Raw genomic sequence first — 13,371 nt, forward strand, 5'->3', positions numbered from 1 at the left:
CACATGACTGTTACACTCCCCGCCGTGCGCGGCACCCTGACTCCGAACCGGCCGCTGGCCGAGCTGACCTGGCTGCGTGTGGGCGGGCCGGCGGACTGGTTGTTCCTGCCGGCGGACGAGGCGGATCTGGCGGCCTTCCTGAAGGCGCTCGACCCTTCGGTGAAGGTCTTTCCCATGGGCGTCGGGTCGAACCTGATCGTGCGGGATGGCGGGCTGCGGGCCGTTGTGATCCGGCTGGGGCGCGGGTTCAACGGGATCGAGGTCAAGGGCGACACGGTCACCGCCGGAAGTGCCGCGCTGGATGCGCATGTGGCGCGCAAGGCGGCGGATGCGGGGGTCGACCTGACCTTCCTGCGCACCATTCCGGGCAGCATCGGCGGCGCGGTGCGGATGAACGCGGGCTGCTATGGGCATTATGTCGCCGATGCGCTGGTCTCGGCCCGGGCGGTGACGCGCGCCGGCGAGGTGGTGACGCTGACGCCCGCCGAGCTTGACCTGCGCTATCGCCAGTCGCGGCTGCCCGAGGGCTGGGTGCTGACGCAGGCGACCTTCCGGGGGCCGAAGGGCGCGCCGCAGGATCTGCACGAACGGATGGACGAGCAGATCGCCCGGCGCGATGCGAGCCAGCCCACGAAGGAGCGCAGCGCGGGATCGACCTTTCGCAATCCGGCGGGGTTCTCCTCGACCGGGCGGGCGGATGACACGCATGAGCTGAAGGCCTGGAAGGTGATCGACGACGCCGGGATGCGGGGCGCGCGGCGGGGCGGGGCGCAGATGAGCCCGAAGCATTCGAACTTCCTGATCAACACCGGCGGCGCGACGGCGGCGGACCTCGAGGGGCTGGGCGAGGCGGTGCGAAAAAAGGTTTACGAGTCCAGCGGGATAAAGCTAGAATGGGAAATCATGCGGGTCGGCGATCCGTAGGATGACATCACCCTGAAACGGACCCGAATACAGGCAATAATCACGGGCCGGGCAGGGGCAGACACAACGGACCACAGGCAAAAAGGTCCGGCGCAATCGAGGCAGAGGATTTGGGACAGTCGAGCGGGACAGTCCGACGCGTAGCGGTATTGATGGGCGGACCCTCGGCAGAGCGCGAGGTTTCGCTGTCCACGGGGCAGGGATGTGCCGCCGCGCTGAGGGGCGAGGGATACGAGGTGATCGAGGTCGATGCCGGCCCCGATCTGGCGCAGCGCCTGAGCGAGCTGCGCCCCGACGCCGTCTTCAATGCGCTGCACGGGCGCTGGGGCGAGGACGGCTGTGTGCAGGGCATGCTGGAATGGCTGCGGATCCCCTATACGCATTCGGGGGTGCTGGCCTCGGCGCTGGCGATGGACAAGCAGCGCAGCAAATCCGCCTATGAATCCGCCGGCCTTCCGGTCGCGCCCTCGCTGATCCGGCCCAAGGCCGAGGTGATGGCGGATCACGTGATGCAGCCGCCCTATGTGGTGAAGCCGAACAACGAGGGGTCGTCCGTCGGCATCTACCTGGTGCATGAGGAGGCGAACGGCCCTCCGCAGCTGTCCGAGGCGATGCCCGAGCAGGTGATGGTCGAGGCCTATGTGCCGGGGCGCGAGCTGACCGTGACGGTGCTGGGCGACCGGGCGCTGACGGTGACGGACATCCTGACCGATGGCTGGTACGACTATGACGCGAAATACAAGCCGGGCGGGTCGCGGCATGTGGTGCCGGCGGATCTGCCGGACGAGATCTTCGACCTCTGCCTCGACTACGCGCTGCACGCGCACAGGGCGCTGGGGTGCCGGGGGATCAGCCGGACCGATATCCGCTGGGACGAGCGCCGGGGCGCCAAGGGGCTGTTCCTGCTGGAGACCAATACCCAGCCGGGCATGACGCCGACCTCACTGACGCCCGAGCAGGCGGGGGCGATGGGGATTACCTTTGGCCAGCTGTGCCGGATGCTGGTGGAGGATGCCTCATGCGACCGCTGAGCGCATTGCGGTGCGGGGACCGGGCATGAAGGCGGGGCGGCACGATCCGGCGCCGTCGCGGCTGAGCTATCGCATTCAGCGCTGGATGCTTACGCCGGGCATCCGGCTGGCGCTGCGCGCGGGCATTCCCTTCCTTCTCGTGTTCACGCTGACCTCGAGCTATCTGGCCAAGGAGGAGCGGCGGCAGGCGATTGTCGACTGGATGGCCTCGGTGCGCGCGAGCGTCGAGGAGCGGCCCGAGTTCATGGTCGCGCTGATGGCGATCGACGGGGCGGGCGATACGCTGGCGGAGGATATCCGCGAGGTGGTGCCGATCGATTTCCCGGTGTCGAGCTTCGATCTCGATCTCGAACAGATCCGCCTGACGGTGGCGGGGCTGGATCCGGTCAAGTCGGTCAGCGTGCGGATCAAGCCGGGCGGCATTTTGCAGATCGACGTGGTCGAGCGGCAGCCGGCGGTGCTGTGGCGCACGGCCGAGGGGCTGTCGATGCTGGACGAGAACGGCACCCATATCGCCGAGGTGGCGGTGCGCAGCGACCGTGCCGACCTGCCGCTGATCGCGGGCGAGGGCGCGGACAGGCATGTGGCCGAGGCGCTGGAGCTGATGGCGGCGGCGGCGCCGATGGGCGACCGGCTGCGCGGGCTGGTGCGGGTGGGCGAGCGGCGCTGGGATCTGGTGCTGGACCGCGACCAGCGGATCATGCTGCCGACCGAGATGCCGGTGGCGGCGCTGGAGCGGGTGATCGCGCTGGATCAGGCGCAGGACATGCTGGACCGCGACGTGGCGGTGGTGGACATGCGGCTGGAGGAACGGCCGACGCTGCGGATGACGCAGGCGGCAGTGCAGGATTGGTGGCGCATTCGCGCGATGCGATAACGAGCAGTAAACAAAAGCAAAAAGAACGGACGGGCGGTAGACGAATGAGGGACCTTTACCAGTCGCAGCGGGCGATGCGGCAGATGCGGCAGCAGGCATTGCAACGGGGCGTGATCGCCATTCTGGACGTGGGGTCGTCGAAGATCGCCTGTCTGGTGCTGCGCTTCGACGGGGCGGCGCGGCTGAGCGACGACAATTCCATCGGGGCGCTGGCGGGGCAGTCGAATTTCCGCGTGGTGGGCGCGGCGACGACACGGTCGCGCGGGGTGCAGTTCGGCGAGATCACCGCGATGGGCGAGACCGAGCGGGCGATCCGCACCGCCCTGCAGCAGGCGCAGAAGATGGCCGAGGTGCGGGTCGATCACGTGATCGCCTGCTTCTCGGGCGCCTCGCCGCGGTCCTACGGGCTGGACGCGCGGGTGGAGCTGGAGGGCCAGCTGGTCAACGAGAACGAGGTGGCGCGTGTGCTGGCCGCCTGCGAGGTGCCGGAATACGGCCACGGGCGCGAGGTGCTGCACGCGCAGCCGGTGAACTTTGCGCTGGACCACCGCTCGGGTCTGGCCGATCCGCGCGGGCAGCTGGGGCAGAGCCTGGCGGTGGACATGCACATGCTGACGGTGGAGTCGGATGCCATCGCCAATCTGGTGCATTGCATCAAGCGCTGCGATCTGGAGCTGGCGGGCATCGCCAACTCGGCCTATGTGTCGGGGATCTCGTCGCTGGTGGAGGACGAACAGGAGCTGGGCGCGGCCTGCGTGGACATGGGCGGCGGGACAACTTCGGTCTCCATCTTCATGAAAAAGCACATGATCTATGCCGATTGCGTGGCGATGGGCGGGGATCACGTGACGCAGGACATCTCGATGGGCCTGGGCATTCCGATGGCCAATGCCGAGCGGTTGAAGACCATTCACGGCGGGGTTCAGGCGACGGGGATGGATGACCGCGAACTGATCGAGATCGGCGGCGATACCGGCGATTACGAGCATGACCGCCGCCGGGTGAGCCGGGCGGAACTGATCGGGATCATGCGGCCGCGGGTCGAGGAAATTCTGGAAGAGGTGCGCCAGCGGCTGGATGCGGCGGGGTTCGACTACCTGCCGAGCCAGCAGATCGTGCTGACTGGTGGCGGCAGCCAGACGCCGGGGCTGGACGGGCTGGCCTGCCGGATCCTGGGGCAGCAGGTGCGGCTTGGGCGGCCGCTGCGGGTGCACGGGCTGCCGCAGTCGGCGACCGGGCCGGGGTTCGCCTCGGCGGTGGGGCTGAGCCTGTTCGCCGCGCATCCGCAGGACGAATGGTGGGATTTCGAGATTCCGGTCGACCGCTATCCGGCGCGGTCGCTGAAGCGCGCGGTGAAATGGTTCCGCGACAACTGGTGAGCGGGCATCGGCCGCCCCGATTCCCGCAGGAGGGAATCGGGTGACGTGCCGGGGAGGGCATGTTAGAGTTATCCACAAGGTCCGCAGAGGCCCGGACGGCTGATCGAGCAGTCATCCGCACAACCAGAGATTGAGACTCCGCATGAGCCGGGGGGACTCGCCGATACTTTCGGCGACCGCTCTGCCTATTGTATCTCCCTTGTTTACAACCCCAATATCTCGGCGGGTGAGCAAAATACCGCCTTAATCGGGTCGTGTCTTGCCATATTTTGTGGACAACTCCAGTTTTTCGGGTGACGTGTCCCGCCGGTCGCGGTATGACTGTTCCAGATGGCGGAGCCGCCCGACAGAGGCGGCGACTGGACGTTTACGATCAGCGACAGGCGGAAACAGTTATGACTTTGAATCTTTCGATGCCCGGGCATGAAGACCTCCGGCCCCGTATTACGGTCTTCGGCGTTGGCGGCGCCGGTGGGAACGCCGTCAACAACATGATCGAGAAGAAACTGGACGGCGTGGAGTTCGTGGTGGCCAACACCGACGCGCAGGCGCTCGCGCAGAGCGCGGCGACGAACCGCATCCAGATGGGCGTGAAGGTGACCGAGGGGCTGGGCGCGGGCGCGCGGGCCGCCGTGGGCGCCGCCGCCGCGGAAGAGAGCATCGAAGAGATCGTCGATCACCTCGCGGGCGCGCATATGTGCTTTATCACCGCGGGCATGGGCGGCGGCACCGGGACCGGCGCCGCGCCGATCATCGCGCAGGCCGCGCGCGAGCTGGGCGTGCTGACCGTCGGCGTCGTGACCAAGCCGTTCCAGTTCGAAGGCGCCAAGCGGATGCGCCAGGCGGAAGAGGGCGTGGATGCGCTGCAGAAGGTGGTCGACACGCTGATCATCATTCCGAACCAGAACCTGTTCCGTCTTGCCAACGAGAAGACCACCTTCACCGAAGCCTTCAGCATGGCCGATGACGTGCTGTATCAGGGCGTGAAGGGCGTGACCGACCTGATGGTGCGTCCCGGCCTGATCAACCTCGACTTTGCCGACGTGCGCGCGGTGATGGACGAGATGGGCAAGGCGATGATGGGCACGGGCGAGGCCGAGGGCGACAACCGCGCCATCGAAGCCGCCGAGAAGGCGATCGCCAACCCGCTGCTGGACGAGATTTCGCTACGCGGCGCCAAGGGTGTTCTGATCAACATCACCGGCAGCCACGACCTGACGCTGTTCGAACTGGACGAGGCGGCCAACCGCATCCGCGAGGAAGTGGACCCGGACGCGAACATCATCGTCGGCTCGACCCTGGACCCGGACATGCAGGGCATGATGCGCGTGAGCGTTGTCGCCACCGGCATCGACGCCAGCGTCAAGGAAGACGACATTCCGGTGCCGCGCCGGTCGATGTCGCAGCCGCTGAAGCCGGCGGTCGTGGAAAAGCCCGAACCGGTTGCGGCGCGGATGCAGGAGCCGGCGGTTGCCGCGATGTCCGAGGCCGCCGAGGAGCCGAGCCTGTTCGACGGGATCGAGCGCAAGAGCGCCCAGACCTACATCGAGGACGAGGCGGAAGACGATCTGCCGATGCCGGCCTATCGCCCGACCGTGCCGGCCTTCCGGCCGCAGGCCGAGTTCGAGGAGGACGAGCCGGCGGCCGCCTTCGTGGCGCCGAAAGCTCCGGCACCGGGCACCCCGTCGCCCGAGGCCCTGGCCCGTCTGCAGGCGGCGGCCCAGCGTCATCCGGGCAGCCCGGCGCAGCAGCATCAGGCCCGCACCGCGGCCGCTGCCGCATCGACCGACCGCAAGGGGTTCGGGATCAATTCGCTGATCAACCGGATGACCGGACATGCCGCCGACACGCCGGCCGAACGGCCCACGCAGGCCCGTCCGCAGCCGCAACTGCGCCAGACCGACGCCGCTCCGCGCCCCGCGCGTGAGCCGGAAACCAACCAGGATCGGATCGAAATTCCGGCATTCCTGCGCCGTCAGGCGAACTGAACCGGTAACATTCCTTACTGAAAAGGCCGCCTCGGGGCGGCCTTTTCTTTAGTTAAATCAAGTGTTTGTTACGTCATTAGCGCCGATTCGCCGATTTGTTACAGGGATGTTTCATTCCGTTGCAAAGTTTGAGTTGAGGGAAGGTGACCCACTGGTTAACTCCGATACCAAGACAGGCCCCGGGTGGGGCCGTTCAACTGGATCTGGGGCTCGCCTTGCAGAATACGCTTAAATCGCCGGTGGTTTTCGAGGGGGTCGGTCTGCATACCGGCGCTCCGGTTCGGATGACTCTGCGACCCGCGTCGGCCGGGCAGGGCATCTGGTTCCGCCGCACCGACATCGCCATCGGGAATGCGCTGATCCCCGCCCTATGGGACGTGGTCGAGCGCAGCCCGCTGAACACGCGGCTGGTCAATTCGGCCGGTGTGTCGGTCTCGACCGTCGAGCATGTGATGGCCGCGCTGGCCGGCTGCGGCGTTCACAATGCGCTGATCGAGATCGACGGGCCCGAAGTGCCGATCCTCGACGGCTCGGCCGCGCCCTTCGTGCGCGCCATCATGAGCCGTGGCCTGCGCCGTCTGGCGGCGCCGGTGCTGGCCTATCAGGTGATGAAGCCGGTGAGCGTCGAGAAGGACGGGGCGCGCGCCTCGCTGAAGCCGGCGGACGGGCTTTTCATCGAATTCCACATCGACTTTGCCGATGCGGCCATCGGGCGGCAGAGCAAGGTGCTCGACATGAAGAACGGCGCCTTTGCGCGCGAGCTATGCGACAGCCGCACCTTCTGCCGTCAGGCGGATGTGGATGCGATGCACGAGAAGGGCCTCGCGCTGGGCGGCACGCTGACCAATGCGGTGGTCGTCGACGGCGACGCGGTGCTGAGCCCGGGCGGTTTCCGCCATGCGGACGAAGCGGTGCGCCACAAGATGCTGGACGCGCTGGGCGATCTGTCGCTGGCGGGCGGGCCGCTGCTGGGCCATTACGTGGGCGAGCGGGCGGGTCATTCGCTGACCAACACGCTGCTGCGCGAACTTTTCGCAACACCGGGTGCGGTGCGGCCGGTGCTGTGCGACGCGCGCATGACCGAGCGTCTGCCGGGGCAGGGGCTGGTCCTGGCCGAAGTTCCGAAGGTCGCGTGAGGCCCAAAGGTCGCGCGGCGGAAGGGAATTGCCGGTTGTCGCTTGCCTCCCCCCCGGAGTTACCCGTAAGACATTCAGCAACGATACTTGCTGTGACAGACCATGCCCTGCCGGGCAGGACGGGCGACGGCGGTGACAAGGGTGACGAAGGATGTTTGGCGGCATGGCGCGGGTTAAACTGATCGGAGCCGTTCTGCTGGTGGCCGTTGTGTCGGCTTGCAGCGGCGGACTCGGTGCTCCGAGTGACCGATCCGAGTCTCTTGAGGGATACACGCCCGAACAGATCTATGAGCGCGGCGAATTCGAGCTGGCGCGCAAGCGGGCCGATGACGCGGCCTATTACTTCTCGGAGATCGAGCGGCTTTATCCCTATTCTTCCTGGGCCAAGCGCGCGTTGATCATGCAAGCCTATTCCTATCACCAGAAGCGCAACTATCCGGAAAGCCGGTCGGCGGCGCAGCGGTTCATCGATTTCTATCCGGCGGATGAAGATGCGGCCTATGCGCAGTATCTGCTGGCACTGAGCTATTACGACCAGATCGACGAGGTGGGCCGCGATCAGGGGCTGACCTTCCAGGCGCTGCAGGCGCTGCGCACGGTGATCGAGCAGTATCCCAACAGCGAATACGCCAGCGCGGCGATTCTCAAGTTCGACCTGGCCTTCGACCATCTGGCCGGCAAGGAAATGGAAATCGGTCGCTACTACCTGCGGCACAAGCACTATGCCTCGGCGATCAACCGCTTCCGCGTGGTGGTCGAGGAGTTCCAGACCACGACGCAGACGCCCGAGGCGCTGCACCGTCTGGTCGAGGCCTATCTGTCGCTGGGGCTGACCGACGAGGCGCAGACCGCCGGGGCGATCCTGGGCCACAACTTCCAGTCCACGGACTGGTATCAGGACAGCTACAAGCTGCTGACGAGCCGGGGCCTGTCGATGAAATCGAAGGGCGACAACTGGCTGGCACAGATCTACCGGCAGTCGCTGCAAGGGAAGTGGCTCTGAGCGCGCGGGCGCGACTCGAAGGCTGGGCACATGCTGCGCGCGCTTGAAATCCGCGACATGCTGATCATCGACCGGCTGGACCTGGCGTTCCAGCCGGGCCTGAACGTGCTGACTGGCGAGACCGGGGCGGGCAAGTCCATCCTGCTCGATTCGCTGGGGTTCGTGCTGGGGTGGCGCGGGCGGGCCGATCTGGTGCGGCAGGGCGCCGATCAGGGCGAGGTGACGGCGGTGTTCGACCTGGCGCCGGGCCATCCGGCGCGGGCGGTGCTGGCCGAGGCGGGGATGCCGGAGGCCGACGAGCTGATCCTGCGGCGCATAAACACTTCGGACGGGCGCAAGACCGCCTTCGTGAACGACCGCCGCGCGTCGGGCGAGGTCCTGCGCGGGCTGTCGGACGTGCTGGTGGAGCTGCACGGCCAGCAGGACGACCGGGGCCTGCTCAACCCGCGCGGACATCGCGACATGCTGGATGCCTTCGGCGCGCTGGAGGTGCAGCGCTCTGGGGTGCGGGCGGCCTGGCGGGCGATGGGCGCGGCGCGGGCGGCGGTGGTGGCGACGGAAGAGGCGCTGGAGAAGGTGCGGGCGGAGGAGGATTTCCTGCGCCACGCGGTCAAGGAACTGGACAAGCTGGCGCCCGAGCCGGGCGAGGAGGCGGTGCTGGACACGCGGCGGCGCGCGATGCAGGGGGCCGAGCGGATCCGGGGCGATATCGCGCGTGCCTTCGAGCTGATGGGCGGCGAGGCGGGCGAGGCGGCGCTGGGCGACGCGCTGCGCTGGCTGGAGGGGGTGTCGGACAAGGCCGAGGGCCTGCTGGACGAGCCGATCGCGGCGCTGAACCGGGCGATGATCGAACTGGGCGATGCTCAGTCGGGGGTGGAGCGGGCGCTGGACCAGATGCGGTTCGATACGTCCGAGCTGGAGGCGGCGGAGGAGCGGCTGTTCGCGATCCGCGGGCTGGCGCGCAAGCACGCGGTGGCGCCCGACGACCTGGCCGCTCATGCCGATGCGCTGCGCGCGCGGCTGGCGGCGCTGGATGCGGGCGACGCCGATCTGGGCCGGCAGCGGGCCGAGCTGAAGGCGGCGGAGGCGGCCTATGACGCGGCGGCCGAGGCGCTGGGGCAGGCGCGGCGGCAGGCGGCGCAGGCGCTGGACCGCTCGGTGATGGCCGAGCTTGCGCCGCTGAAGATGGAGCGCGCCGTCTTTGCCACCGACATCACCCCGGGTGAGCCGGGCCCCGACGGGCGCGACGCGGTGCAGTTCACGGTGGCGACCAATCCGGGCGCGCCCTCGGGGCCACTGAACAAGATCGCCTCGGGCGGCGAGCTGAGCCGCTTCCTGCTGGCGCTGAAGGTCTGCCTGACCGGGACGGACAGCGGGCGCACGATGATCTTCGACGAGATCGACCGGGGCGTGGGCGGGGCCACCGCCGATGCCGTGGGCCGGCGGCTGGAACAGCTGGCGGCGGGCGGTCAGGTGCTGGTCGTGACCCATTCGCCGCAGGTCGCGGCGCGCGGGGCGCATCACTGGCGCGTGGCCAAGGATGTGAAGGGCGGCGTGACGCTGTCCAGCGTGGTGCCGGTGGCCGCGGCCGGCCGGGTGGATGAGATCGCGCGGATGCTGGCGGGTGACACGATCACCGATGCGGCCCGCGCCGCGGCACGCGCACTTCTGGACGGCTGAGGGACCTTGCGATGAGTGAATCCGACACACCGGTGGAAACGCTCGATCCCGCCGACTGGGCGGCGTTTCGCGCCCGCGCCCACGCGATGCTGGATGCTGCCGTCGACCGGATGGAGGGCGGCGGCGAGGGGCCGGTCTGGCGGATGCCAACCGAGGCGCTGAAGGCGGCCTTTGACGTGGCGCTGCCGGTCGAGGGGCTGGGCGCGGGGGCGGTCGATGCGCAGATCGCCGCGCTGCTGCCGTTCGGCGTGGGCAACACGCATCCGCGGTTCTTCGGCTGGGTGCATGGGTCGGGCACGCCCTCGCAGCTGGTGGCCGAGATGGCGGCCAGCGCGATGAACGCCAACCTAGGCGGGCGCGAACATGGCGCGATCCATGTGGAAAAGCAGGTGATCCGCTGGTGCCGCGAGATCTTCGGCTTTCCGGCAGAGGCCAGCGGGCTGATCGTCTCGGGCACCTCAATGGCGACCATCGTGGCGCTGAAGGCCGCGCGCGAGGCGCGGCTGGGCGTGGAGGCGCGGCGGCAGGGGATCGGCGCGGCGCGGCTGGTTGGCTATACCTCGGCACTGGCCCATGGCTGCACCGACCGGGCCTTCGACATGCTGGGACTGGGCAGCGCGGCGCTGCGCCGGGTGCCGGTGGATGCGAGCGGCGGCATGGACCTGGACGCGCTGCGCGTCCGGATCGCCGAGGACCGGGCGTCGGGGCTGGAGCCTTTCGTGATCGTCGGCACGGCGGGGTCGGTGGACCTTGGCACCTTCGACGACCTCGACGCGCTGGCCGATCTCGCGGCGCAGGAGGGGCTGTGGTTTCATGTCGATGGCGCCTTCGGCGCGCTGGCGGTGCTGGATCCGGGGCTGAAGCCGCGGGTGAATGGCATTGAGCGGGCAGACAGCCTGGCCTTCGATTTCCACAAATGGCTGCATGTGACCTATGACGCGGGCTGTGTGCTGATCCGCGACGAGGCGGCGCACCGGCAGGCGTTTTCCGACCGCCCGCGCTATCTCAAGGGCGCCGAGCGGGGGCTGGCGGCGGGCAATCCCTGGCCGGTTGATTACGGGCCCGAGCTGTCGCGCACCTTCCGCGCGCTGAAGGTCTGGGCGCAGCTGGCCGAACATGGCACGGCGCGGCTGGGCCGGATGATCGCCAAGAACTGCCGGCAGGCGTCCTATCTGGGCGACCTCGTCGCGGCCGATCCCGCGCTGGAGCTGCTGGCGCCGGTGACGCTGAACATCTGCTGTTTCCGCTACCGCAGCGAAGGCGACGCCGACGCGCTGAACGACGAGATCGTGATCCGCCTGCAGGAGGCGGGGATCGCCGCGCCCTCGACCACGACGGTGGAGGGAATGAAGGCGATCCGGGTCAATATCACCAACCACCGCACGCGGGCATCCGACCTGGACCTGCTGGTGGAGGCGGTGCGCCGCATCGGGGCCGAGATCCTGGCCGAACGCGCGGGCGGCTGACCCCCTTCACGCCCGTCGGCGGTTGGCCTAAAGAGGGCCAACCCGCAACCGGTGAACGGCAGCCATGACCGACCCCGACCGCTCTTTCCTGGCGACGCAGCGCGACCTGGCGGTGGTGGCGCTTCGGGACGGCTGGACGGTGATGCTGCGGCGCGGGCCCAGTCAGGTGCAGTTCTGGTTCATCGCCCTGGTGATCGGGGTCTCTGCCGGCTTTGCCGCGCTGTTCTTCCGCAAAGGGATCAACGCCCTGCAGGCGGCGCTTTACGGCACGGACGACGTGCAGTTCCTGCATTCCTACGCCAGTTCGCTGCCCTGGTACTGGATCCTGCTGCTGCCGGTCGCGGGCGGGCTGGTGGTGGGGCTGATCCTGCACTGGTTCACCCGCGACGGGCGCGCCCGGGGCGTGGCGGACGTGATCGAGGGCGCGGCGCTGCGCGACGGCCGGGTCGAGACACGGGCGGGCCTCGCCTCGGCGCTGGCCTCGCTGGTGACGCTCTCTTCGGGCGGGTCCTCGGGGCGCGAGGGACCGGTGGTGCATCTGGCGGGGGTGATCGCCACGGTGGTCAGCCGCAAGATCAACGCCGACGGGATCACCGGCCGCGATCTGCTGGGCTGCGCGGTGGCGGCGGCGGTCTCGGCCAGTTTCAACGCGCCGATCGCGGGGGCGCTGTTCGCGCTGGAGGTGGTGCTGCGCCACTTTGCCGTGCACGCCTTCGCGCCCATCGTCATCGCCTCGGTCGCGGGGACGGTGATCAACCGGCTGGAGTTCGGCGATGTGACCGAATTCGTGCTGACCACACCGGGGTCGCTGAAGTTCTATGTCGAGCTGCCGGCCTTCCTGATCCTGGGGCTGATCTGCGGCGTGGTCTCGGCGCTGCTGATGCGCGGGGTGTTCTGGGCCGAGGACATCGGGAGCTGGCTGCAGCGGCTGATCCGCCTGCCGGGCTGGTTGCGCCCGGCGGTCGCGGGGCTGCTGCTGGGAGGGATGGCGATCGGCTTTCCCCATATCATCGGGGTGGGCTACGAGACGACCTTCCGCGCGCTGTCGGGCGATCTCGTGCTGCACGAGGCCATCGTCTTTGCCATCCTCAAGGCGGTGGCGGTGGCGGTGACCTTCGGCGGGCGGATGGGCGGCGGCATCTTCTCGCCCGCGCTGATGGTCGGGGCGCTGACCGGGCTGGCCTTCGGGCTGATCGCGACGGGGCTGCTGCCGCATGTCTCGGGGGCGCATACGCTGTATGCCTTTGCCGGCATGGGCGCGGTGGCGGCGGCGGTGCTGGGCGCGCCGATCTCGACCACGCTGATCGTCTTCGAGCTGACCGGCGACTGGCAGATCGGCATCGCGGTGATGACCTCGGTCTCGCTGTCGACCGCGCTCGCCTCGCGGCTGGTGGACCGGTCGTTCTTCCTGACCCAGCTCGAGCGGCGGCACATCCATCTGGCGGCGGGGCCGCAGGCCTACCTGCTGGCGATGTTCCGCGCCGGGGCGGTGATGCGGCCGCTGGGCGACGCGCGCGCGCCCGACCGCGCGGCGCTGGAGGCGCTGGCGGGCGAGGGGCTGAAGGTGGAGGCCTCCTCGACGCTGGAGGCGGCGATGGCGGTCTTCGAGCGCGACGACGTGCCCTGCCTCGCGGTGATGATCCGCGACGCGGAGGGCGCCGAAGATCTGGTCGGCGCGCTGTTCCATGTCGATGCGCTGCGCGCCTACAACCGGGCGCTGGCGGCGACGGCGGCAGAAGAGCACAGCTGACGCTTTGGGGGCTTTGCCCCCGCCGCGCCTTCGGCGCGACTCCCCCAAGGTATTTTTCAACCAGAGAAATGGGAGGCGCCGCGCCGCTGGCTTCTCTGGTTCAAAAATACCTGCGCCGCAGGCATCGCGCGCAGCGC

10 protein-coding genes are annotated in these 13,371 nt (G+C 68.7%); all 10 read left to right on the forward strand.

The genetic code is table 11. The features are described from left to right. Positions 1-3 precede the first annotated feature (3 nt). The 10 genes from murB to ACFO5X_RS16675 all read left to right on the forward strand — a co-directional run bounded on the left by murB (position 4) and on the right by ACFO5X_RS16675 (position 13,234). Positions 4-924 (forward strand): UDP-N-acetylmuramate dehydrogenase, encoded by a 921-nt coding sequence (murB, locus tag ACFO5X_RS16630; RefSeq protein WP_380718930.1) that lies wholly within the window; start codon positions 4-6, stop codon positions 922-924. A 152-nt stretch (positions 925-1,076) separates the two neighbouring features. After that, a complete protein-coding gene (locus ACFO5X_RS16635; protein WP_380718933.1) occupies positions 1,077-1,955 on the forward strand; it encodes a D-alanine--D-alanine ligase in 879 nt (292 codons plus the stop codon). Next, entirely contained in the window at positions 1,936-2,832 is an 897-nt protein-coding gene (locus ACFO5X_RS16640) for a cell division protein FtsQ/DivIB (protein WP_380718935.1), read from the forward strand. The genes ACFO5X_RS16635 and ACFO5X_RS16640 overlap by 20 nt, the downstream gene beginning before the upstream one ends. A gap of 44 nt (positions 2,833-2,876) precedes the next feature. Beyond that, positions 2,877-4,211: a cell division protein FtsA gene (ftsA, locus tag ACFO5X_RS16645; RefSeq protein ID WP_380718937.1), complete on the forward strand. Its 1,335-nt coding sequence runs from the start codon at positions 2,877-2,879 to the stop codon at positions 4,209-4,211. A 395-nt stretch (positions 4,212-4,606) separates the two neighbouring features. Beyond that, positions 4,607-6,199, forward strand: a complete 1,593-nt coding sequence (ftsZ, locus tag ACFO5X_RS16650) for a cell division protein FtsZ (protein ID WP_380718939.1) — start codon at positions 4,607-4,609, stop codon at positions 6,197-6,199. 215 nt (positions 6,200-6,414) lie between these two features. Next, on the forward strand, positions 6,415-7,335 hold the full coding sequence (lpxC, locus tag ACFO5X_RS16655) for a UDP-3-O-acyl-N-acetylglucosamine deacetylase (RefSeq protein ID WP_380718941.1): 921 nt from the start codon (positions 6,415-6,417) through the stop codon (positions 7,333-7,335). Between the two features lie 151 nt (positions 7,336-7,486). Next, complete coding sequence (locus ACFO5X_RS16660) at positions 7,487-8,338, forward strand: outer membrane protein assembly factor BamD (RefSeq protein WP_380718943.1); 852 nt, start codon at positions 7,487-7,489, stop codon at positions 8,336-8,338. Between the two features lie 30 nt (positions 8,339-8,368). Beyond that, entirely contained in the window at positions 8,369-10,018 is a 1,650-nt protein-coding gene (gene recN / locus ACFO5X_RS16665) for a DNA repair protein RecN (RefSeq protein WP_380718945.1), read from the forward strand. An 11-nt stretch (positions 10,019-10,029) separates the two neighbouring features. Then, a complete protein-coding gene (locus ACFO5X_RS16670) occupies positions 10,030-11,484 on the forward strand; it encodes a pyridoxal phosphate-dependent decarboxylase family protein (RefSeq protein WP_380718947.1) in 1,455 nt (484 codons plus the stop codon). 64 nt (positions 11,485-11,548) lie between these two features. Continuing rightward, complete coding sequence (locus ACFO5X_RS16675) at positions 11,549-13,234, forward strand: chloride channel protein (RefSeq protein ID WP_380718949.1); 1,686 nt, start codon at positions 11,549-11,551, stop codon at positions 13,232-13,234. Positions 13,235-13,371 lie beyond the last annotated feature (137 nt).

Origin of the sequence: Seohaeicola nanhaiensis (genome assembly GCF_042654245.1) — a bacterium.
Classification (GTDB): Bacteria; Pseudomonadota; Alphaproteobacteria; order Rhodobacterales; family Rhodobacteraceae; genus Seohaeicola_A; species Seohaeicola_A nanhaiensis.

Excerpts from the sequence above, each read along its gene's own strand:
- murB (WP_380718930.1), top strand. The coding sequence starts at position 4 with ATGACTGTTACACTCCCCGCCGTGCGCGGCACCCTGACTCCGAACCGG.
- ACFO5X_RS16635 (WP_380718933.1), top strand. The coding sequence starts at position 1,077 with ATGGGCGGACCCTCGGCAGAGCGCGAGGTTTCGCTGTCCACGGGGCAG.
- ACFO5X_RS16640 (WP_380718935.1), top strand. The coding sequence starts at position 1,936 with ATGCCTCATGCGACCGCTGAGCGCATTGCGGTGCGGGGACCGGGCATG.
- ftsA (WP_380718937.1), top strand. The coding sequence starts at position 2,877 with ATGAGGGACCTTTACCAGTCGCAGCGGGCGATGCGGCAGATGCGGCAG.
- ftsZ (WP_380718939.1), top strand. The coding sequence starts at position 4,607 with ATGACTTTGAATCTTTCGATGCCCGGGCATGAAGACCTCCGGCCCCGT.
- ACFO5X_RS16660 (WP_380718943.1), top strand. The coding sequence starts at position 7,487 with ATGTTTGGCGGCATGGCGCGGGTTAAACTGATCGGAGCCGTTCTGCTG.
- recN (WP_380718945.1), top strand. The coding sequence starts at position 8,369 with ATGCTGCGCGCGCTTGAAATCCGCGACATGCTGATCATCGACCGGCTG.
- ACFO5X_RS16670 (WP_380718947.1), top strand. The coding sequence starts at position 10,030 with ATGAGTGAATCCGACACACCGGTGGAAACGCTCGATCCCGCCGACTGG.
- ACFO5X_RS16675 (WP_380718949.1), top strand. The coding sequence starts at position 11,549 with ATGACCGACCCCGACCGCTCTTTCCTGGCGACGCAGCGCGACCTGGCG.